At 62.9% G+C, this 20,576-nt stretch carries 19 protein-coding genes; 14 read left to right on the top strand and 5 right to left on the bottom strand.

The annotated features are described in order from the left end of the window. Positions 1-204 precede the first annotated feature (204 nt). The 3 genes from BM374_RS06725 to BM374_RS06715 all read left to right on the top strand — a co-directional run bounded on the left by BM374_RS06725 (position 205) and on the right by BM374_RS06715 (position 2,487). The gene (locus BM374_RS06725) at positions 205-534 is read left to right on the top strand and encodes a DUF1476 domain-containing protein (protein WP_177248153.1); all 330 of its coding nucleotides are present in this window, start codon (positions 205-207) and stop codon (positions 532-534) included. Between the two features lie 52 nt (positions 535-586). Beyond that, positions 587-880 carry a hypothetical protein gene (locus BM374_RS06720; RefSeq protein WP_092290337.1) on the top strand — a complete coding sequence of 98 codons (294 nt, stop codon included), beginning with the start codon at positions 587-589 and terminating at the stop codon, positions 878-880. A 695-nt stretch (positions 881-1,575) separates the two neighbouring features. After that, positions 1,576-2,487, top strand: coding sequence for a septal ring lytic transglycosylase RlpA family protein (locus tag BM374_RS06715; RefSeq protein WP_092290335.1), 912 nt, complete (start codon positions 1,576-1,578; stop codon positions 2,485-2,487). A gap of 9 nt (positions 2,488-2,496) precedes the next feature. On the opposite strand, the gene BM374_RS06710 is transcribed toward BM374_RS06715, so the two are convergent. Beyond that, positions 2,497-3,468, bottom strand: coding sequence for an alpha/beta fold hydrolase (locus BM374_RS06710; protein WP_092290333.1), 972 nt, complete (start codon positions 3,466-3,468; stop codon positions 2,497-2,499). A gap of 153 nt (positions 3,469-3,621) precedes the next feature. On the opposite strand from BM374_RS06710, the gene BM374_RS06705 reads away from it, so the two are divergent. The 9 genes from BM374_RS06705 to BM374_RS06665 all read left to right on the top strand — a co-directional run bounded on the left by BM374_RS06705 (position 3,622) and on the right by BM374_RS06665 (position 13,268). Next, positions 3,622-4,884 carry a D-alanyl-D-alanine carboxypeptidase family protein gene (locus BM374_RS06705; protein WP_092290331.1) on the top strand — a complete coding sequence of 421 codons (1,263 nt, stop codon included), beginning with the start codon at positions 3,622-3,624 and terminating at the stop codon, positions 4,882-4,884. Between the two features lie 2 nt (positions 4,885-4,886). Further along, positions 4,887-5,573, top strand: a complete 687-nt coding sequence (gene tmk, locus BM374_RS06700) for a dTMP kinase (RefSeq protein ID WP_092290329.1) — start codon at positions 4,887-4,889, stop codon at positions 5,571-5,573. Then, positions 5,570-6,616, top strand: coding sequence for a DNA polymerase III subunit delta' (locus tag BM374_RS06695; RefSeq protein WP_092290327.1), 1,047 nt, complete (start codon positions 5,570-5,572; stop codon positions 6,614-6,616). The genes tmk and BM374_RS06695 overlap by 4 nt, the downstream gene beginning before the upstream one ends. 48 nt (positions 6,617-6,664) lie before the next feature. Further along, entirely contained in the window at positions 6,665-8,596 is a 1,932-nt protein-coding gene (gene metG, locus BM374_RS06690; RefSeq protein WP_092290325.1) for a methionine--tRNA ligase, read from the top strand. 12 nt (positions 8,597-8,608) lie between these two features. Further along, positions 8,609-9,385, top strand: coding sequence for a TatD family hydrolase (locus BM374_RS06685; RefSeq protein WP_092290323.1), 777 nt, complete (start codon positions 8,609-8,611; stop codon positions 9,383-9,385). A gap of 13 nt (positions 9,386-9,398) precedes the next feature. Continuing rightward, entirely contained in the window at positions 9,399-10,196 is a 798-nt protein-coding gene (locus BM374_RS06680; RefSeq protein WP_092290321.1) for an MBL fold metallo-hydrolase, read from the top strand. Positions 10,197-10,345: 149 nt separating this feature from the next. Next, complete coding sequence (locus tag BM374_RS06675) at positions 10,346-10,942, top strand: TRAP transporter small permease (RefSeq protein ID WP_092290319.1); 597 nt, start codon at positions 10,346-10,348, stop codon at positions 10,940-10,942. Positions 10,943-10,944: 2 nt separating this feature from the next. After that, positions 10,945-12,258 carry a TRAP transporter large permease gene (locus BM374_RS06670; RefSeq protein ID WP_092290317.1) on the top strand — a complete coding sequence of 438 codons (1,314 nt, stop codon included), beginning with the start codon at positions 10,945-10,947 and terminating at the stop codon, positions 12,256-12,258. 32 nt (positions 12,259-12,290) lie between these two features. Further along, on the top strand, positions 12,291-13,268 hold the full coding sequence (locus BM374_RS06665) for a TRAP transporter substrate-binding protein (protein WP_092290315.1): 978 nt from the start codon (positions 12,291-12,293) through the stop codon (positions 13,266-13,268). A 134-nt stretch (positions 13,269-13,402) separates the two neighbouring features. Here BM374_RS06665 and BM374_RS06660 read toward each other — a convergent pair whose 3' ends face one another. Next, positions 13,403-14,308, bottom strand: a complete 906-nt coding sequence (locus BM374_RS06660) for a helix-turn-helix transcriptional regulator (protein ID WP_092290313.1) — start codon at positions 14,306-14,308, stop codon at positions 13,403-13,405. A gap of 188 nt (positions 14,309-14,496) precedes the next feature. On the opposite strand from BM374_RS06660, the gene BM374_RS06655 reads away from it, so the two are divergent. After that, positions 14,497-15,012, top strand: a complete 516-nt coding sequence (locus tag BM374_RS06655) for a hypothetical protein (protein ID WP_092290311.1) — start codon at positions 14,497-14,499, stop codon at positions 15,010-15,012. A gap of 314 nt (positions 15,013-15,326) precedes the next feature. Here BM374_RS06655 and BM374_RS06650 read toward each other — a convergent pair whose 3' ends face one another. The 3 genes from BM374_RS06650 to BM374_RS06640 are packed head-to-tail and all read right to left on the bottom strand — an operon-like array spanning position 15,327 to position 19,924. After that, complete coding sequence (locus tag BM374_RS06650) at positions 15,327-16,976, bottom strand: acyl-CoA synthetase (protein WP_177248152.1); 1,650 nt, start codon at positions 16,974-16,976, stop codon at positions 15,327-15,329. Between the two features lie 23 nt (positions 16,977-16,999). Continuing rightward, positions 17,000-18,856: a TRAP transporter large permease gene (locus tag BM374_RS06645; RefSeq protein WP_502689424.1), complete on the bottom strand. Its 1,857-nt coding sequence runs from the start codon at positions 18,854-18,856 to the stop codon at positions 17,000-17,002. 48 nt (positions 18,857-18,904) lie between these two features. Next, positions 18,905-19,924: a TRAP transporter substrate-binding protein gene (locus BM374_RS06640; protein ID WP_092290305.1), complete on the bottom strand. Its 1,020-nt coding sequence runs from the start codon at positions 19,922-19,924 to the stop codon at positions 18,905-18,907. 412 nt (positions 19,925-20,336) lie between these two features. On the opposite strand from BM374_RS06640, the gene BM374_RS06635 reads away from it, so the two are divergent. Then, positions 20,337-20,576: helix-turn-helix domain-containing protein (locus tag BM374_RS06635; RefSeq protein WP_143270172.1), on the top strand; the 240-nt coding region annotated here is incomplete at its 3' end.

The following is a 20,576-nucleotide window of genomic DNA, read 5'->3' as shown; positions in this document are numbered from 1 at the left end:
TCGGCCGTGAGTCTGCTTAACGAATCGTAAATATATCATTTAACCGGTGGGACTGGCCCGGGCGTGACGTTGCCGCGCTCGGACCGGCGGCTTGACGGCGCCGGCCTTCGGTCGGAAGGTTCAAATGATCCTCAATTGACGAGAACCACGGAGAACTTCGCTCCCCATCGGGATCCCATCGGCGCAACGCAAATGGAGCTGACCATGACCACGTTCGACAAGCGCGAGCAGGGCTTTGAGGCCAAATTCGCCCACGAGGAGGAACTGATGTTCAAGGCCGCGGCGCGCTCGAACAAGCTGCTCGGGCTCTGGGCCGCAGGCGAGCTCGGACTCGTCGGCGATGCCGCGGCGGCTTATGCGACGGCGCTGGTCACGGACAATCTGGCGAACCAGACGATGGACGAGATTCTGAGCAAGGTGTCGGGCGACCTCGCGGCGAAGGGAATTTCGCGCGAGCTGGTTGCGCAGAAACTCCAGGAGTGCCTGCATCAGGCGCTAGCGCAGCTCGAGGCCGCATCGCGCCAGGCCGGTTAGTTGGGCGCAGGCGCTATCGTAACCTGCCGCAAGGAGCTGAGGAGAGGCGGACGTGCTGCGCAGCAGGTTTGGCAAAAGGACTCGCGGCCTCGCGCTTGCGAGCGCGGGGATCGTTCTTGGTGCCGGCGCCCCCAAGGTGTCGGCGACACCGCTGACGCCGTTCCGTTACGAGGCGCAGGCCCAGCGCCATTGCCCCGGCGACAAAGTGGTGTGGTTGGACTTCAGGAAAGGCGTCTATTACCGTAAGGGGCAGAAGCTCTATGCTCAGGGCTTCGACGGCAGCTTCGTCTGCCTGAGTGAAGCGCGCGACAGCCTCTATCGTAGCTCGCCGTTGGGGTTGCGCTGAGCGGCGCGCACGCCGGTTCTATCTCGGGTTCGATGGATTAGCCGAAGGCCAGCGCCATGAGGCTCGAGCAGAGCAGGACCAGACCGCCAGCGGTCAAAGCCAGGAAGCCATCAGATACGAGGTCATGTTTGCACATGGGACACCTGCTGCTCTCGTCTTCGATGCTCGATCGGATTGATTAAAATTGTCCGAACGTGCCGTCTTGATGGAGGTGATGCAATGTCACCCGCGCGAGTGCCGTCAGGCCCTCGTGCGGTAGCCTTCGAACGCATGGGCCAGGAAAATTCCCGCGCTTAGCAGACCCATCAGTGCCGAAACCGTTTCGATCATCGTTAAATTCCAATCCCGCCCCTGCAAGCGAGAAGACGCGGGCAGCCTTGCACAGTCAAAAGAATTCCGGTGAACCCAGCGATATCAGGGGTGGAGTGAGCTTTTGGCGCAACAGCTTGTGCAGGACTGACACAGAGGAGGCGGCGCGGAGGCTCTCGCGCCCCGTAGATCAACGGAGAATGCTAGACGACCTGTTTACCATCCCGGCGCGAACGTTGTGGGCTCCCCATTTCCGCCGTGTTCGGGTTGCGTTATCGTTACCGCCTCTGGGACGGTGGTGGGCCGCCGCGGAGCTTAAGGACCGGACGACGCTCTCCGCGCCAAGCGGATTGGGTACGTCGCCGGCGAAATGGTATTTGGGGCGAATGGGGATCCGACGGTCAGATTCGGTGGTGCGGGCCGCGCGCAGTGTCGCGGTGGTCGGCACGTGCCTCGCGCTCGCCAATTGCGCCTCGTCGGGCAAGTTCGCCAGCCGGGTCGATCCCAAATACGGCGTGTCGTCGAGCCCGCGGGTGGTGGCCTGGGGCGATCCCGTCCCCAAAGGCGGCGGCACTTATCGTATTGGCAAGCCGTATGTGGTGGGAGGCCGGACCTATGTGCCGGAGGAGGACGTCAACTACCGGGCCGAGGGCATGGCGTCCTGGTACGGCGACGATTTCCACGGCCGTCTGACCGCCAATGGCGAAGTCTTCGACATGGGCTCCCTGACGGCGGCGCATCCGACCCTGCCGATGCCGTCCTATGCGCGGGTGACCAACCTCTCCAACGGCAAGTCGCTGATCGTCCGCGTGAATGACCGCGGGCCCTATCATGGCAACCGCCTCATCGACGTCTCGAACAAGGCCGCCGAACTGCTTGAATTCAAAGGCAATGGCGTCGCCAAGGTCCGGGTCGAATATGTCGGCCGGGCACCGCTCGAAGGCTCCGACGACCGCCAACTGATGGCGACCTTGCGCACTGGCGTGCCGGCGCCGTCGCCCTCAATGGTCCGGGTCGCTTCGGCAAGACCGTTCGTGCCGGAGCTGCCGTTCTCAGGCCGCGGCGCCATCCGCGGCGAGGTGCCGATGCCGGAGGGGCGGCCCTACAGCCTCGGTAACACGTCTGCCGACCTCGCCTCGCTCAACGCGACATCGGAAATGTCAGCCTCGAGCCGAAGCCGGGGGCGGGCCCTCCAGAATGCCCGGCAGGTGTCCTATGACGCGGACGGCCGCGATGCCGGCTCCGATGACGGCGCAGCCGAGGCTCGCAGCATCCTGACGGGCCGCGGTCTGTACTGATTGCCTGGACTACGCGGTGCCGCCTAGCTGCGGAGCCGCCTCGCGCAGGAATTTGAGCAGCGCAGCATTCACTTCCTCAGGCCGTTCCTGCTGCACCCAGTGGCCGGCGCCCTCGATGATCAATTTTCGCGTGAGATTGGGCAGCACGCGCTGCAGCTCGTTGACGCGCTTGGCGCCGATCAGGCCCGTGATGACCGCGTCCTGCGCGCCGGCGATGAAGAGCGACGGCTGGTGGATCTGCGCATCCTGCCACGGTGCAGTCAGCTCCCAATTACGGTCGATGTTGCGATACCAGTTCAGCCCGCCGCGGAATCCGGATGCGCGGAAGCTTTCGGTGAAATGAGCGAGATCGTCCTCGCTCAGCCACGTCGGTAGCGGCTCCTCAGCCGACGCATGGCTGAGAAAGCCCTTGCCCTCCTGTACGAACATCGCCGCGTTCGGATCAGCCAGTCCGCGCCCGCCGAGCACGACGCGCATGGTGCGGGCGACGTCATGCTCGAACTCGGCCTCCGCGACGCCGGGCGTCTGGAAGTACTGCCAGTAGAAGTTGGTGATGCCGCCTTGGCGCAACAGCTCGAGCGGCCTGCCACGTCCGCGGAACGGCGGTGGTACGCTCAGGCCTGCGACGGCCGTGAAGATGTCAGGGCGGAACAGGGCGGCGTGCCAGGCGACCGGCGCGCCCCAATCGTGGCCGACCACCATCGCCTTGGTCGCGCCAAGCGCCTGGACCAGCCCGACGACGTCGCCGACCAGGTCGAAGATCGAATAGGCGGCCACGTCAGCGGGCCCCGCGCTCTGGCCGTAGCCTCGCATGTCCGGCGCGACGACGTGAAATCCGGCAGCCGCGAGCGCCGGGATCTGGTGCCGCCAGGAATAGGATGTTTCCGGCCAGCCATGGCACAGCACCACAAGCGGCCCCTGGCCCGCCTCGCGGATGAAGAGGTCGATCCCATTGGCCTTGATCACGCGGGTGGTGGGCATCGCTTTTCCGCCTTTTTTCAGAGGTTTGGTCGAAAAAGATGAGATGCTACGATAAGGCCGCTCCGAGAATCGTGCAATCTCCGAGGCGAGCACCGATCCTCGTGTTGTTCGCAGTGATTCCAACTGTTAGAACGCGCCTCTCAGGGCTTCGCCATGGCATTTCGTCTCATCTCGCTCGGTCGTACCCGGTTCACACCCGGAGCGCTGACGCGCGGACTGGTCGCGGCAGCGCTCGCGGTGAGCCTCAGCTGGGGCGGGATGCTCAACGCTGCCAACCAGAGTGTCCAGGGCGCCAAGAAGACCGAGGATGTCGGCTTCGACGGCGATGCCCCCACCGCGATCCTGATCGAGGCTTCCAGCGGCAGCGTGCTGTTCGAGAAGAACGCCGACGAGCTGCGCGCGCCCTCCAGCATGATGAAGCTGATGACGGCGGAGGTCGTGTTCAATGCAATCAAGAAGGGCGACGTTAAGCTGACGGACGAATACCGGATCAGCGAGAACGCCTGGCGCAGGGGCGGGGCCCCCTCGGGTACCTCGACCATGTTTGCTGCCATCAACAGCAAGGTTTCGGTCGATGACCTCCTGCATGGCGCGATCATCCAGAGCGGCAATGATGCCTGCATCGCGCTCGCCGAAGGCATCGCCGGCAACGAACGGATCTTTGCTTCCGACTTCATGACCAAGCGCGCCCGCGAGCTCGGCATGACCAAGTCGACTTTCGCCAATTCCAACGGCTTGCCCGATCCGGGCAACAAGATGACGGTCCGCGAGCTCGGCATGCTCGCCCGGCACATCATTCTGGACTTCCCGGAATTCTACAAGCTGTTTGGCGAGAAGGAGTTCACCTGGAACAAGATCCGCCAGCCCAACCGCAATCCGCTGCTCAATTCGATGGAAGGCGCTGACGGGCTGAAGACCGGGTACACCAAGGAGGGCGGTTACGGCATGGTCGGCTCGGCCGTGCAGAACGGCACGCGGTTGATCGTTGTCGTCAACGGGCTGGAAGACTCCGAGGATCGGGCCACCGAAGCCAAGAAGATGCTGGAGTGGGGCTATCGCAATTTCGAGAGCCGTACGTTGATCGCGGCCGACCAACCGGTCGGCTATGCCAAGGTATTCGGCGGCGACAGTCGGTCCGTGAAGCTCGTTGCGAAAGAGCCTGTGAAGGTGATGGTGCACAAGAACGGTAGCGACAAGCTGATCGCGCGTATCGTCTATAGTGGCCCGGTGCGCGCTCCGATCGAAGCAGGGCAGAAGGTCGGTGTGGTCAGGGTCTGGCGCAGCGGCACCATTGCTGTGGAGACGCCGGTCTATACAGCCGAAGCGATCGGCACCGGTTCGACCGTCCGCCGCGCGATCGACGGCGCCAGCGAGCTCGTGATCGGTATGTTCCGCGCAGGTGCCGAGAAGCTCTGATCATGAGTGAGAGCAAGGGACAGCGGTCGTCCGGACGTGGACGCTTCATCACCTTTGAAGGCGGCGAGGGGACCGGCAAGTCGACCCAGATCAAGAAGCTCGCCGAGCGGCTCAATGCGGCCAGACTCCGCACGATCGTCACGCGCGAGCCGGGCGGCTCGCCGGGCGCCGAGATCATGCGCCATCTGGTGCTGTCAGGAATGGGCAAGCTGCTCGGCCCCGAAGCCGAGACGTTGCTGTTTGCCGCCGCGCGCGACGACCATGTCCGTACCCGGATTGCTCCCGCGCTCAATCAGGGCATTTGGGTGCTGTGTGACCGTTTCGCCGACTCGACACGGGCCTATCAGGGCAGCCTCGGCAGCGTGCCTGTCGGGCTGATCAACGCCATGCAGCGGGTCACGATCGGCGATCTCAAGCCTGATCTCACAATCATCCTTGATCTGCCGGTGGAGATCGGCTTGGCACGCGCCGCGGCACGGCGCGGCACTGGCACGCCTGACCGGTTCGAAAGCGAGAAGCTCAGCTTCCATCAGGGCCTGCGCGAGGCGTATCGCAAGATCGCCACGGACGATCCGGCACGCTGCGTGCTGATCGATGCCAATTCCGACCCTGATACGGTTGCCGGCCGCGTCTGGACCGTACTCCGTGAGCGCCTCCTGCCGACGCCTGCACCGGTGGTGTCCGTATGAGCCCACGCCAGGCCGAGCGCGAGAGCGCTATTCCGCATCCGCGCGAGACCAGCCTTCTGTTTGGCCACCGTGAGGCAGAGGCGGCGCTGCTCACCGTCTATCGCAGCGGGCGCATCCCGCATGCCTGGCTGATCGGTGGACCGCAGGGGATCGGCAAGGCGACGCTGGCCTATCGCATGGCGCGCTTCGTGCTCGCCCACGGCCAACCGCTGTCGCCTGTCGTGCAGGACGCCGAAGACCTCGCGCTCGACCCTGATGATGCGGTAGCGCGACAGGTCGCCGCGGGCTCGCACGGCGGGCTTCTGACGCTCGAGCGCACCGCCAACGATCGCGGCGTGATGCGCACGGTGATCACCGTCGACGAGACGCGCGAGACCATCGCGTTCTTCGGCTCGACGGCTGCCGCGGAAGGTTGGCGCGTCTGTATCGTCGACACCGTCGACGAGCTCAATCCGAATGCGGCGAATGCATTGCTGAAGATCCTCGAGGAGCCGCCGCAGCGGTCACTGTTTCTGCTGGTGAGCCACGCGCCCGCACGCGTCCTCGCTACGATTCAGTCGCGCTGCCGCAAGCTGCGGCTGCGATCATTGACGATCGATGAGGTGATTGGCGCGGCCGCGGCGGCTGCAGGCCTTGCACCAACCGATCCGGCGCTGCGCGAAGCCGCGGAGGCCTCCGAGGGTAGTGTCGCACGGGCACTGACGCTGCTCGGCGGCGATGCGCTCAAACTCCAGCAGCGCACGGCGGCGTTGTTGGCGCGACTGCCGCAGGTCGATCCGCGCGAACTGCATACGCTTGGCGATTCGCTCGGCACCAGTGACCGCGTTGCGCTTGCGGCCTTCGTCGATGGCATCGATCGCTGGATTGCGGAACGCCTGCACGCGGACGAGGCCAATGCCAACCAGAACCTGCCGCGCCTTGCGCGGTTGAGCGAGGTATGGGAAAAGATCGTCCGCGCCGCGCGCGACACCGAAACCTACAATCTGGAGCGAAAGCCCTTGGTTTTCTCGGTGTTCGGCTGGCTGGCGGACGCAACGCGCTAGAGCGCAAATTCGTTTCCAGATTTCGGGAAGCCGGTAAAGGAATTCGTCGTGGCAACGCGAGCTAAGAAAACCGTCAAGGGCAAGAGCGGCAAGAAGGCTGCGAAGAAAGCCACGAAGAAGGCCGTAAAGGCACGCGTGTCCCAAGCGGTCAAGAACGTCAAGAAGAGCAAGAAGGCTGGCGCCAACAAGGGCGTGAAGAGGACCGCGAAGAAGGCTGCGAAGAAGCAGGTCGTCGCCAAGAGGGCCTCGAAGAAACCGGCTGCCAAGAAGCCCGCCAAGACCCCGGCGACGACCGCCACGAAGCCGGCGGCGGTCGCGCCGGCTCCCGTCGCAACGCCACCGACAGCCGTGAAGTCCAGGGTCTCAAAACCCAAGGCGCCACCTGCACCAAAGCCGGTGGCGGCCCCGAAACCGGCATCGGCTGTTGCGGCACGCGCGCGCGACAACGTCTTCTATATCACCACTGCGATCGCCTACCCCAACGGGAGCCCGCATATCGGCCACGCCTATGAGGCGATCGCCACCGACGCGCTGGCGCGCTTTGCGCGGCTTGACGGCAAGGACGTCTTCTTCCTGACCGGCACTGACGAGCACGGTCTGAAGATGGTCCAGACCGCACAGAACGAGGGCCTGACACCAGCCGCACTCGCGACCCGCAACGCCGGCCGCTTCAAGGAGATGGACGAGCGACTGAACGTCTCGTTCGACCGCTTCATTCGCACCACCGAGGAACAGCACCATCGCTCGACCAAGGAAATCTGGCGGCGTATGGAAGCCAACGGCGACATCTATCTCGATAGCTATTCCGGCTGGTACTCGGTCCGCGATGAGGCTTATTACGCCGAGGAGGAGACGCGCCTGAACGATGACGGCGTACGCCTCGGTCCGCAGGGGACGCCGGTCGAATGGGTCGAGGAGAAGAGCTATTTCTTCCGCCTGTCGGCCTACGAGGACAAGCTCCTGAAGCACTACGAGGAACACCCGGATTTCGTCGGCCCGGATGCGCGCCGCAACGAAGTGGTGAGCTTCGTCAGGAGCGGCCTGCGCGATCTCTCGATCTCACGTACCACATTCGACTGGGGCGTCAGGGTGCCGGGCGACGACGAACACGTGATGTATGTCTGGGTCGACGCGCTCACCAACTACATCACCGGCATCGGCTTCCCCAACGACGGCGACAAGAACTGGCGCTATTGGCCGGCCGACGTGCACGTCATCGGCAAGGACATCATTCGTTTCCACGCCGTGCACTGGCCCGCGTTCCTGATGTCCGCCGGCATTCCGTTGCCGAAGCGGATCTATGCCCACGGATTCCTGTTCAACAGGGGCGAGAAGATGTCGAAGTCGGTCGGCAATGTCGTCGACCCCTTCAACCTCGCGGACCAATACGGCGTCGACCAGATGCGCTATTTCTTCCTGCGCGAGGTGCCGTTCGGCCAGGACGGCAACTACAACCATGAAGCCATCGTGGCGCGCATCAATGCCGATCTTGCCAACGATCTCGGCAATCTCGCACAGCGCTCGTTGTCGATGATTGCGAAGCAACTCGGCGGGGTGCTGCCGGAGCCCGGCGCGTTCAGCGACAACGACAAGGCGATCCTGGCGATGGCCGACGGCATGGTCGCGGCGTCGCGCGAGGCCATGTCGACCCAGCAGATCCATCATTGGCTCAATGCCGTGTGGGCCGTGGTCGCGGAAGCCAACCGCTATTTCGCGGGCGAGGCGCCATGGGCGCTCGCCAAGACCGATCCTGTGAGGCAGAAGACGGTGCTCTACGTCACCGCTGAAGTCGTGCGCCAGATCGCGATCCTCGCCCAGCCGGCGATGCCGGTTGCCTGCGGCAAGCTGCTCGACAGCCTCGGCATCCCCGAAGGCGAGCGCAACTTCGCAATGCTCGGCGGAGACAAGCGCATCGCACCCGGCTCGACCCTGCCGGCGCCGACGCCCGCTTTCCCGCGTTACGTCGAGCCGGCGGCGTAGGGCACGCGCACGATGTTGGTCGATAGTCACTGCCATCTTGATTTTCCTGACTTCGCGGAAGATCTCGATGGGATCGTGTCGCGCGCCCGTACGGCCGGCGTCGGTCGCATGGTCACGATCTCGACGCGGGTGCGGAAGCTCGACCAGCTTCTGGCCATCGCCGGACGCTACGACGACGTCTATTGCTCGGTCGGCACCCATCCGCACCATGCGGACGAGGAAGACGGCATTACATCTGATGAGCTGATCGCGCTGACGCAGCACCCCAAGGTGGTCGCGCTTGGCGAAGCCGGGCTCGACTATTTCTACGACAACGGCTCGCCGGAAGCGCAGGCGAGAGGCTTTCGTGCCCATATCGTCGCCGCCCGCGCCACCGGCTTGCCGCTCGTCATCCACACCCGCGAAGCCGACCAGGATTGCGCCCGCATCCTCGAAGAGGAGGCAGCCAAGGGATCATTTCGCGCCGTGCTGCATTGTTACACCGGCGGGCGCGAGCTGGCGCTGAAGGCGGTGTCGCTCGGGTTGTACATCGGCTTCACGGGCATCCTAACCTTCAAGAAGTCGGATAGTTTGCGCGCGCTCGCGGCCGAATTGCCGTCGGATCGTATCCTGGTTGAGACGGACTCGCCCTACCTTGCGCCGGGCAAATTCCGGGGCAAGCGCAACGAGCCGGCCTATGTGGTCGAGGTCGCCAAAGTGCTCGCTGAAACCCGCGGCGTGTCGCTCGAGGAGATCTCGCGCCAGACCAGCGAAAATTTCTTCCGCCTGTTCTCCAAGGTGAAAGCTTGAGGGTCTGAACCGCATGACGCTGACGTTGACGATCCTGGGTTGCGGCTCCTCCGCCGGCGTGCCGCGCCCGGCACTCGGCTGGGGCGCCTGCGATCCCAACAACCCCAAGAACCGGCGTCGCCGCTGCTCGCTGCTGGTTGAAAAGACCTCGAGCCACGGCACCACACGTATCGTGATCGACACCTCGCCCGACCTGCGCGAGCAGTTGATATCGACCGACGTAGACCATATCGACGCGGTGTTCCTGACCCATGAGCATGCCGATCAGACCCATGGCATGGACGATCTGCGCTCCGTCGTCCTGCACATGCGAAAGCGCATTCCGACCTATTTCAATCAGTCGACCGCCAAGGACATCATGGCGCGGTTCTCCTATTGCTTCATCTCGCCGGAGGGCAGCGACTATCCGCCGATCCTCACCCGGCATTCGATCGAGGCGGGCGAAAGCCAGACCATTTTGGGGAAGGGGGGCGCGGTGACGATTACGGCCTTCCTGGTCCAGCACGGCCAAATTCCCGCGCTCGGCTATCGCATCGGCAACGCGGCCTACACGCCCGACCTGAACGACATTCCGCGCGAGAGCTGGGGCGCCTTGGAAAATCTCGATCTCTGGATCGTCGACGGCCTGCGCTATACCGGCCATCCCAGCCATTTCAGCATCAACGACGCGCTGTCCTGGATCGAGCGTTTCAAGCCGAAGCGCGCCGTCATCACCAACATGACCGCTGATGTCGATTACGAGGTGATCCGTCAGACACTGCCGGAGGGCGTAGTGCCCGCCTATGACGGACTGCGGCTGGAGACGGTGTAAGCCCGGTTAGGGAAAATCGGGAGCACGCCGGCATGTTCCTTGCCTGCAAGGAGCTGATCGTGTTGGTCTAATGTCTCAAAGACAGGCGGGTGACGGCGGCGATAATCAGCCAGAAACGGCAACGCACTGAAACAAGGGACGCGTGAGGATTGGGGGCCGCATTGGCGGAGCATGAGGACATCGAAGCACCGGGATTGCTCCGGCGCTCTCTCGACCTTCTCTATCTCGGCTCGGGTTACGCAGCCGGCATGTTCATGGTCGCGATCTTCGCGATCATGATGGTCATGTCGGTCGGCAGGCAGTTTGCCATCAACATTCCCGCCGGCGACGATTTCGCGTCCTGGTGCATGGCCGCGATGGCCTTTCTCGGGCTCGCTCACACCTTCAAGCGCGGCGAGATGATCCGGGTCGGACTCCTGCTGGAGCGTCTGCACGGGCGCACGCGCCAGGCCGCCGAAATCGTAGCACTTGGCATCGCGACAGCGTTCATCCTCTACTTCACGCGATATGCAGCGCAGATGGCGTACGACTCCTGGCGCTTCAACGACGTGGCCCAGGGCGTCGTCGCCGCTCCTCTCTGGATTCCACAGCTCGGCTTTGCCGGCGGTCTCGCCATACTATCGATCGCGGTCATCGATGAAATGGTAAACGTCCTGAGGGGCGGGCGGCCAAGCTACGAGAAGGCTTCGCCTAACGAGACGCCGGACGAGTTCATCGAACGCATATCGCAGGGCGGCGGGGGTTGAACATGGCCAATCTCGGTATGATCGAGCTCTCCTTCATTCTGCTCGGCGTGATGATCCTGCTGCTGGGGAGCGGCGTGTGGATCGCCGTGTCGCTTGGGCTGGTGGGTTTTGTGGCAATGGCGCTGACCACGAGCTTGCCACTCGGTTCCGTGCTGGCCACGACCACCTGGAGCGCTAGCTCATCCTGGACGCTGGCCGCATTGCCGCTGTTCATCTGGATGGGAGAAATCCTGTTCCGGACGAAATTGTCGGAGGAGATGTTCCGCGGCTTGTCGCCCTGGGTGCAATGGCTGCCCGGCCGGCTGACGCATGTGAACGTCATCGGCTGCGGCATCTTTGCGGCCGTGTCGGGCTCCTCGGCTGCGACCTGTGCGACGATCGGCAAGATCGCGCTGCCCGAGCTCGACGGACGCGGCTACGACAAGGGTCTCAGTCTCGGCTCTCTGGCAGGCTCCGGCACGCTCGGCCTGCTGATCCCACCGTCGATCCCGATGGTCGTGTATGCGGTGACGGCGAACGTCTCGGTCTTGCAGGTGTTCCTGGGCGGCTTCCTGCCCGGAGCGCTCGTGATGGTGCTCTACTCCGGTTACATCATCATATGGTCGCTGCTCAATCCGAAGAAGATTCCGCCGCGCGATCCTCCGATGCCGTTCCGGCAGAAGCTGAAGGAATCGGCCAAGCTCGTGCCGTGCCTGCTGCTGATCCTCGCAGTCTTCCTTTCGCTCGTGCTTGGCTTTGCGACTGCGACTGAATGCGCTGCATGGGGTGTTACCGGCGCGCTGCTGCTCGCATGGTGGAGCCGAACGCTCACCCGCAAGAACTTCGTCGAGAGCGTCATGAGCGCGACGCGTCTGACCTGCATGATCATGCTCATTCTCGCGGGAGCCGCCTACACGACGGCCGCGATGGCCTATACGGGCATTCCCGCGGCACTCGCCACCTGGGTCCAGGGGCAACAGCTCACGCCGAGCATGCTCGCGCTGTATTTGAGCGTGATGTACATCATCCTCGGCTGCTTGATCGACGGCATCTCGATGATCGTGTTGACGGCCGTCATCGTGCTGCCGATGGTGAAGCAGGCCGGACTCGATCTGGTCTGGTTCGGCGTCTACCTCATCATCCATGTCGAGATGGCGCAGATCACGCCGCCGGTTGGCTTCAACCTGTTCGTGCTCCAGAATATGAGCGGCCGCGATACTCTCACTGTCGCCAAAGCCGCGTTCCCGTTCTTCGTGCTGCTGCTGGCTTCGGTGTTCATCATCACCGAATATCCGCAAATCGTGCTGTTTCTGCCCAAGCTCGCGTTCCCCGACTGAGGGTTTTGCGTTTTACCGTGAGGAGAAGTTCGATGACGTATCGCTTGTTGCTCTCAGGACTAATCGCCGGTGCGTTGCTGGCCGCGGCGCCCGCCATGGCCCAGACCAAATGGAATCTGCCGGCGGCGTATCCAATCGACAATCCGCACTCGGAAAACCTGGCCGCCTTCGCCAAGGACGTCGAAGCTGCGACCTCCGGAAAGCTCCTGATCACGGTTCATCCGAACGCCTCGCTGTTCAAGGCCCCGGACATCAAGCGTGCCGTCGTGACCGGACAGGCGCAAATGGGCGAATTGCTGCTCTCGATCCACGAGAATGAAGATCCGGTGTTCGGGATCGACGTCGTGCCGTTCCTCGCGACGAGCTTCCCTCAGGCGATGAAGCTGTATCAGGCCTCAAAGCCGCTGATCGCGAAGAAGCTGGACGCGCAAGGCCTGAAGCTTCTGTTCGCGGTGCCGTGGGCGCCGCAGGGCGTCTATGTCAACAAGCCGCTCGCTTCGATCGAGGACATGAAGGGCCTGAAATGGCGTGCCTATAACGTCGGAACCGCGCGCATCGGCGAATTGGTCGGCGCTCAATCCGTGACGATCCAGGCCGCGGAGCTTCCGCAGGCGCTTGCGACGGGCGTGGTGAATTCGTTCATGTCGTCGGGTGGCACGGGCTACGATTCCAAGGCGTGGGAGTCGCTGAAATACTTCTATGACGTGCAGGCCTGGATTCCGAAGGACTACACTTTCGTCAACAAGGCGGCATTCGAGGCCCTCGACAAGCCGACCCAGGAGGCCGTCCTCAAGGCCGCGGCTACGGCGGAAACGCGCGGCTGGAAGGCCTGGGAAGAGAAGGCCAATTGGTACATCGACCAGCTCAAGGCCAAGGGCATGACCGTCGAGCCGCCCAGCCCGGCGCTGAAGGCCGGTTTCGAGAAGATCGGCGAGCAGCTCACAGCCGACTGGCTCAAGAAGGCGGGTCCGGACGGCCAGGCCGTGATCGACGCCTACAAGAAGATGTGAGGACGATAGAGCCTTCCGCCTGAATTTCTCAGGCGGAAGGTCATTGGGTTGGCTCAGGCCAGATGGCCTTCGTCGAACCCGCTCGCATTGCGCAGCAGGAGTTTCTGCATCCTGCTGGTGAACGTCTTAGGGGATCAGCCCTTGCGAACCAATCGCCAGCGTCCAGGAGTGGCGCCCATCGCGGCAGAGAATGCTCTGGTGAAATGGCTCTGATCCGCGAAGCCGCATTTGATCGCAATCTCTGTCAGTGACAGCTCCGGGTCTAGCAATAGAGCTTTGCTTTGCTCAATACGCTGATTCATTAGCCACCGGTGCGGCGGAGTTCCGGTACTGACTCTGAATGCACGGGCGAAGTGAGCGGCAGACAAGCCGCATTCGGCGGCGATCCGTGCCAGCGATATTTCGCCACCGAGGTTTGCGCGGATCAATGCCTTTGCGGTTCGGAGCTGCCACGGCGCCAATCCGCTGCGGTAAGAACGGAGGCGGGGTCGGCTGACGGCATATTTCTGCAGGAAATGAGACTGGAGGGCCATTGCGACATGGCCTACGAACAATTCGTTGGCCTCATGCGGTCTCTCCAGCATCGGCAGGAGGCAGGCGCCCAGGTGAACAAGAATGGGATCAAGGACGTTCGAGCCCGCGCTGACCTCGTACTCAACGCGACCGATCTCAAGCTCGTTCGCCAACTCGTTCAGCGCGTTGTGCGGCAGATATAGATAGAGGAAGTCAAAGGGATCGCGGAAATGGACAATCGTCTCGCATCGCAGGTCGTAGATGCTCGTCTCGTCCTTCAAAGCGCCCTTCGGTACGGGGCGACCATCCAGCCATGTCTCGGCTCTCTGATGCCTCAGGCGAAGGCATAACGCGAAGGCCTCGTCGGGAGGTGACGGTAAGGTCGGATCGGCGATCGGCCCCGAATAGGCCATGCGCGCCGCGGCAAACGTTCCTTTCTGCAATGATTTGACGAGACCCGAGTTCGGCCGCCGAATCATTGGAAATAGTTCTGCAAGCCGATCCCCATAGAGGCCATCAACCGCCATGACGCGCTCCCCATGCGCGGCCGAAAACGGTCGACCTGCAGCGTGTTTTACCTCGATGACGTCGCTTCATTTGTCCTAGCAGGCTCGTTTTGATCAATCGTGGCTCGGGATATTCAAGCGCCATTGGCCAGGTGCCACTAGAAATTGCGGCCGGATCCCTATTTCCCCTTATTGCCTCCGGAGCATTAATGTATTTCCCGACAGCCAAACCGGACGTCGTTTCGACGGAGCCGCAGAGCGATCTGTTTTTTCTGGAACACCTCGTTCGTGCTGCCCACTTCCGGTTCGCCGCACTCCGGGACGGATTTGGCGAATTGCACGCCGAGCTGCTGCCGACCGCTACCGCACGGAATTCCGATGGCAACGATCGAAGCAGCCGTGCACACAGTTTGGCGAGAGCGACTGACGAGTTGATGGCCGCCGTCGCGGTGCTCGATCGAATGACTGGTGAGCTCCTGCTGGAATCCAAGCAGTTGCGTGCGGCCACCGGACCTGCGTCGGGCAACGTCCACACAATCGACTTTGAACGCTCACGCTTGCGAGGGAGTAGAAGCCGGAATGATCGCTCCGCCACGGCTAGGCACGAGAGGGTGAAGCGGATGTCCCACTCGGTGATCTCGCTGCTGGAGCTCGCCGCCACATTGGAGGAATCCATTGCGAACCTGCAAACCGTCAGGACCGGGGCGAGGGCCGACAATGGGTAGCTGCATGTCGAGAGTCGACCGCGATATCGCATTTTTTGTCACGTCGTCGCCGCTGTTCGATGGGCACGTCTCTACCTCGAATCTTACCGGTGCTCGGTGCGCCGTGCGTTGGAAACCGGAGAATCTACCGAATATCGCTATTTAGAACGATCGATAAAATGTTTTTTACGATCGATCGGTAAGTATTACAAACGCGATCTTGCAATTTGAGATGAATCGACTAAAGTTTTTTGCAATCTAAAGATGTGAATCTAGCTGGAACAATCAGCATAGGCCTGCGTCCCGCTCGGATGCAGCGCCCTCACAAAATCAACTTACGCCGAGATCGCTTTCGCCGAGCCCACTTCGTTACGAAGCAGGAATTTCTGGATCTTGCCCGTGGACGTCTTCGGGATTGGTCCGAACACTACGGCCTTCGGCGTCTTGAAGCCGCTCAAATGCGTGCGGCAGAAGGCGATGATGTCGGCCTCGCTCGCGCTCGCCCCATCCTTGAGCTCGACGAAGGCGCAGGGAACTTCGCCCCATTTCGGATCGGGCTTGGCAACCACGGCGGCGAACAGCACGGCCGGGTGCTTGTAGAGAATATCCTCGACTTCGACGGACGAGACGTTCTCGCCGCCCGAGATGATGATGTCCTTGGAGCGGTCCTTGATGGTGACATAGCCTTGTTGGTCGAGCACACCGAGATCGCCGGTGTGAAACCAGCCGCCCTCGAAGGCTTCCCTGGTTGCCTTCGGATTCTTGAGGTAGCCCTTCATCACGATATTGCCGCGGAACATGACCTCGCCGATGGTCTCACCGTCGCGCGGCACCTCCTGCATGGTCTGCGGGTCGATGACGGTGACGCTTTCCTCGAGCGGGTAGGGTACGCCCTGCCGGCGCTTCATGCGCGCTCGCTCGGCGGCGGGAAGATCGTCCCAGCCGGGCTGCTCGGCGCAGACGGAGGCGGGGCCGTAGACCTCGGTCAGACCATAGACGTGGGTGAGTTTGATGCCAATGCTCTCGGCGCCTTCCAGCACCGCAACAGGGGGCGCCGCGCCCGCAATCAGGCCAACGACGCGGTGAGCCGCGTTGCCTTTCGGCGCATCGGGCGCGTTGATCAGCGTGTTGTATACGATCGGCGCGCCGCACATATGGGTGACGCCGCGCTGCCTTATCAGCTCGAAGATTTTGGTCGGCTCGACCTTGCGCAGGCAGACATTGATGCCGGCAGCTGCCGCGATGGTCCAAGGGAAGCACCAGCCGTTGCAATGGAACATCGGCAGCGTCCAGAGATAGACCGGGTGTTGGCCGAGATTGCCGGCAAGGATGTTGCTGACGGCGTTCAGATAGGCGCCGCGATGATGGGTGACGACGCCCTTGGGATTGCCCGTCGTGCCCGAGGTGTAGCTCAGTGCGATCGCGTCCCATTCGTCGCTCGGCGTGATCGCCGCAAAATTCGGATCGCCTTGCGCGACGGCCGCTTCATATTCGATCTCGCCGATACGCTTGCCGCCCTCGAAGGCGGCATCGTCGACATCGATCACGAACGGCTTCGGCCCGCTCATCCGCGCCAGCGCATCGGTGATCACGCCGGAAAACTCGGGATCGACCAGGATGATCTTGGCGCCGCCGTGGTCGAGCTGGAACGCGATCGAGGGCGCATCGAGCCGAATGTTGAGCGCGTTGAGCACGGCGCCGGTCATCGGGACCGCGAAGTGTGCTTCGTTCATCGCCGGGATGTTCGGCAGCATCGCCGCGACGGTGTCGCCGACGCCGATGCCCTTGCCGGCGAGATATGACGCAAAGCGCTTGCAGCGCTCATGCGTCTGAGCCCAGGTGAAGCTGCGGTCCTCATAGACCGTGCCGACGTGATCCGGATAAACCGCCGCGCTGCGCGCAAGGAAGCTCAGCGGCGATAATGGAACGTAGTTGGCAGGGGTCTTGTCGAGGCCGATATTGTACTGGTTCTGCCGATCACTCATCGACACCCTCCGTGACGCCGCGCTTACAGGAATCCAATCGAAATCCAGGGAAAGACCGCGACGATGATCAATCCCACCAGCAGCGCCACCAGGTAGCCCCAGATCGGCCTGATGCCGTCGGCCGGATCGACGCGTCCAATGGCACAGGCCGCATAATAGCCGACGCCGAAGGGCGGCGCGAATAGCCCGATACCCATCGCCAGAATGATCACCATGGCGTAGTGCACCTCATGCACGCCAACGGCGCGGGCGATCGGAAACAGCAGGGGTCCGAACAGTACGATCGCGGGGATGCCCTCCAGCACGCTGCCGAGGATCGTGAAGGCCAAAATGGACACGGCGAGGAAGGTCGCAGCTCCCCCGGGCAATCCGGTCATGGCCGCCGCCAGCGAGCGCGAGAAGCCTGATTGGGTCAAGCCCCAGGCCATGCCGGTGGCCGTGCCGATGATCAGCAAGATCGCGCCCGATAGCGCCGCGGTCTCGACCAGCATCGGAAACAGCCGTCGCCAGTCGAAGCGGCGGTAGATCAGCAAGCCGACCACGGCGCCATAGACGATGCCAATGGTGGAGACCTCAGTAGCGGTCGCGATGCCCTCGACCACGGCGTAGCGGATCACGAAGGGCAGCGCGAGCGCGGGCAGGGCGGCGATAAAGGTCTTGCCGATCTCGGAGGCGGTGGCGCGGCGGACATGGCTCATGTCCTCGTGGCGGTAGCGCCACCGCACCAACATGCAGAGCGTGATCGCGAGCACGACACCGGGCAGCAGGCCACCGGTGAACAGCGCCGCGATCGAGACGCCGGTGACCGAGCCGATCGTGATCAGCACGAGGCTTGGCGGAATGGTCTCGGTCTGGGCGCCGGTCGCCGCCAGGAGCGCGACGAGATCGCCGGGCTTGGCACCGCGCTGCTTCATCTCCGGAAACAGCACGGGCGCGACTGCGGCCATGTCGGCGGCCTTGGCGCCCGATATGCCCGACACCAGATACATCGCGCCCACCAGCACGTAGTGCAGGCCGCCGCGGACATGGCCGAGCAGGCTTCCCAGGAACGCCACCATGGCCCGGGCCATGCCGGTCATCTCGATCAGTAGCCCGAGGAAGACGAACAGCGGCACCGACAGCAAGATCAGATGGCTCATGCCCTCGTCCATCCGCCCGACCAGCACCATGACGGGCGTGCGCGTGGTCAGCGCCAGATAGCCGAAGATCGCGAGGCCAAAGCCGAACGCAATGGGAACGCCGGCGAAGACGCAGAAGCCGGCCACGCCGACGAAGAAGATCACGAGGTTGAGGTTGCCGAGAGGCCGCAAGTAAGGCTGCGCCAGCCAGAACAGACCGGCAACGACGACAACGGAGATCACGGCCGTCAGCACCATGCGATAGTCGGCGGTGCGGAGCAGTCGGACCAGCGCGAACGCCGCCATCAGGCAGATCCCGACCGGCAGCGCGACGGCGCGCCACATGTTCGAAATCTGAAGCGCCGGTGTAGTGATGAAGCTTTCCTCGTAGGCATAATCCCAGGACGGCCAGATGATCAGCACGAGGAACGCCAACGCCGCGCAGGTCGCGACGAGGTCGAGATAAGCCCGCATCGCCGGCCGCGCACGCGCGACAACCGCAGTCATGCGCATGTGCTCGGAGCGGCGAAATGCGACCGCCGCGCCCAGCATCGCCAGCCACAGGAACAGGATCGAAGCGAGCTCGTCGGACCAGATCAGCGGCCGGTGCACGCCGTAGCGCGCGACGACGCCGGCAAACAGGATCGCGATCTCGACGACCACCAGAACGGCCGCCGGGATTTCGACGGTGAGGCCGAGGATACGCTCGAGCGAAGCCAGCACAGAGGATCGGCGAGGGGACTGAACAGCCGCCTCGCCCATCACTTCGCTCACCTGAACCCCGGTATGAGCCATGACGGCCCCAACGCGTTACGACAGCTTGCCGACGGCCTTTTCCAAGAGCTCCCAGGCCTGCTCGCCATACTTGCCCTTCCACTCGGCATAGAAGCCGGCGGTGCGCAGCTTGTCGCGGAACGGCGCGACCGCGGGCTGGTTGAAGGTCAGACCCTTGCCCGCGAGCTCCTGCTGGAGACCAGCGTTCAGCTTGGCAGTGTCCTCACGCTCCTTCATGGCGGCGGCGTTGATGTTCTTGGCGACGATGGTGCGCACGTCCTGTGGGAGTTTCTCCCAGGCTCTTCGGTTGGCCAGGAACCAGAAGCCGTCCCACATATGGTTGGTCAGCGAGCAGTATTTCTGCACCTCGTAGAGCTTTGCCGTCGAGATGATCGCCAGCGGGTTCTCCTGGCCCTCGACGATCTTGGTCTGGAGCGCGGAATAGACCTCGGCGAAATTGATCGAGGCGGGCGCAGCGTCGAAGGCCTTGAACATCGAGGTCCACAGCGGCGATACCGGCACGCGGATCTTGAAGCCCTTGAAGTCGTCAGGACCGTTGATGGGCTTGGTCGACGATGTGGTCTGGCGGAAGCCGTTGTCCCAGATCTTGTCCATGACCTCGAGGCCCGCCTTCTTGATCTCGCCGCGGACATAGGCGCCGAGGTCGCCGTCCATGGCCTTCCAGACCGTGTCGTAATCCGGGAACGCGAAGCCGATGCCGTTGATGGATGCCGCCGGCACCAGGGTCGACAGAATGAGGCCTGACAGCGTGAAGAACTCGACGCCGCCGGAACGGATCTGGCTCAGCATGTCGGTGTCCGAGCCAAGCTGGTTATTCGGGAAGATCTGAAGGTCGAACTTGCCGCCAGTCTCGCTCTTGATCGCCGCAGCCATCTCCTTGGCGCGGATGTTGAGCGGGTGCGTGTCGGGCAGGTTGTTGGCGTATTTATAAGTGAACTCGGCAGCCTGGGCACGGGCCACATAGGGTGCGCTGACGCCGCCGAAAACGGCGGTCGCGGCGGAGGCCTTGAGAAGCGTGCGGCGGGAAAAACTCATGGGGTCTGCTTCCTCAGAAGAATTGTTCTTGTTGTGAGACGCAAACCATACGGACGTCCGGCCTGAAGGTCATCTGCGATCTCGCGAAGCTCGCTTATTGCAGCCGGACAAGGTCGCGGCAATATCGGCTTTCGGAGACATCGGCCCGATGCAAATCTGAAAAACAACCCCATGCACAGTAGGCGTCAAGCGCTGAGGGACTGGACCAGCGCGGAGCCGAAATGACGGTGGAACGGAAGTGCGATGGGAGCAATCTCGGCTAAATATCTGATTAGATTGCGTATAAATACATTCCATAATATACCTTATGCGAATCGCGGGTGTAGACGCTCATTAGAAAGGTCACCATCCTCCCCATTAGAGATGTCACGCTCGGACTTGTCTAAGGCATGGGGCCTGGGGGTTGTGAGTGATGACGGTGCTGTCGATGAGCCGGGCTGAGATCGACCGGGTGCATGTGTTGCGGGATGTTGTGGCGGAACGGATTACAGTGCGAGAGGCCGCGCAACTGCTTCGGGTAACATCGCGGCAGGCATTCCGGCTGCTGAAGGCCTATCGGATCGGAGGCCCCGCGGCACTGCTGTCAAAGAAGCGCGGCAAGCCGAGCAACCGAGCCTATCCGGCGATCGTGCGGAGCGAGGCACTGGCGCTG

It is taken from the genome of Bradyrhizobium sp. Ghvi (assembly GCF_900115265.1).
Taxonomy (GTDB): domain Bacteria; phylum Pseudomonadota; class Alphaproteobacteria; order Rhizobiales; family Xanthobacteraceae; genus Bradyrhizobium.
Note: the sequence above shows the minus strand (reverse complement) of the source record. Positions and strands in the feature narration are given on the sequence as shown.

What these genes read in the sequence shown, in the direction of transcription:
- BM374_RS06725 (WP_177248153.1), top strand. Translation starts at nt 205, where the DNA reads ATGACCACGTTCGACAAGCGCGAGCAGGGCTTTGAGGCCAAATTCGCC.
- BM374_RS06715 (WP_092290335.1), top strand. Translation starts at nt 1,576, where the DNA reads ATGGGGATCCGACGGTCAGATTCGGTGGTGCGGGCCGCGCGCAGTGTC.
- BM374_RS06710 (WP_092290333.1), bottom strand. Translation starts at nt 3,468, where the DNA reads ATGCCCACCACCCGCGTGATCAAGGCCAATGGGATCGACCTCTTCATC.
- BM374_RS06705 (WP_092290331.1), top strand. Translation starts at nt 3,622, where the DNA reads ATGGCATTTCGTCTCATCTCGCTCGGTCGTACCCGGTTCACACCCGGA.
- tmk (WP_092290329.1), top strand. Translation starts at nt 4,887, where the DNA reads ATGAGTGAGAGCAAGGGACAGCGGTCGTCCGGACGTGGACGCTTCATC.
- BM374_RS06695 (WP_092290327.1), top strand. Translation starts at nt 5,570, where the DNA reads ATGAGCCCACGCCAGGCCGAGCGCGAGAGCGCTATTCCGCATCCGCGC.
- BM374_RS06685 (WP_092290323.1), top strand. Translation starts at nt 8,609, where the DNA reads ATGTTGGTCGATAGTCACTGCCATCTTGATTTTCCTGACTTCGCGGAA.
- BM374_RS06680 (WP_092290321.1), top strand. Translation starts at nt 9,399, where the DNA reads ATGACGCTGACGTTGACGATCCTGGGTTGCGGCTCCTCCGCCGGCGTG.
- BM374_RS06670 (WP_092290317.1), top strand. Translation starts at nt 10,945, where the DNA reads ATGGCCAATCTCGGTATGATCGAGCTCTCCTTCATTCTGCTCGGCGTG.
- BM374_RS06665 (WP_092290315.1), top strand. Translation starts at nt 12,291, where the DNA reads ATGACGTATCGCTTGTTGCTCTCAGGACTAATCGCCGGTGCGTTGCTG.
- BM374_RS06660 (WP_092290313.1), bottom strand. Translation starts at nt 14,308, where the DNA reads ATGGCGGTTGATGGCCTCTATGGGGATCGGCTTGCAGAACTATTTCCA.
- BM374_RS06655 (WP_092290311.1), top strand. Translation starts at nt 14,497, where the DNA reads ATGTATTTCCCGACAGCCAAACCGGACGTCGTTTCGACGGAGCCGCAG.
- BM374_RS06650 (WP_177248152.1), bottom strand. Translation starts at nt 16,976, where the DNA reads ATGAGTGATCGGCAGAACCAGTACAATATCGGCCTCGACAAGACCCCT.
- BM374_RS06645 (WP_502689424.1), bottom strand. Translation starts at nt 18,856, where the DNA reads ATGGGCGAGGCGGCTGTTCAGTCCCCTCGCCGATCCTCTGTGCTGGCT.
- BM374_RS06640 (WP_092290305.1), bottom strand. Translation starts at nt 19,924, where the DNA reads ATGAGTTTTTCCCGCCGCACGCTTCTCAAGGCCTCCGCCGCGACCGCC.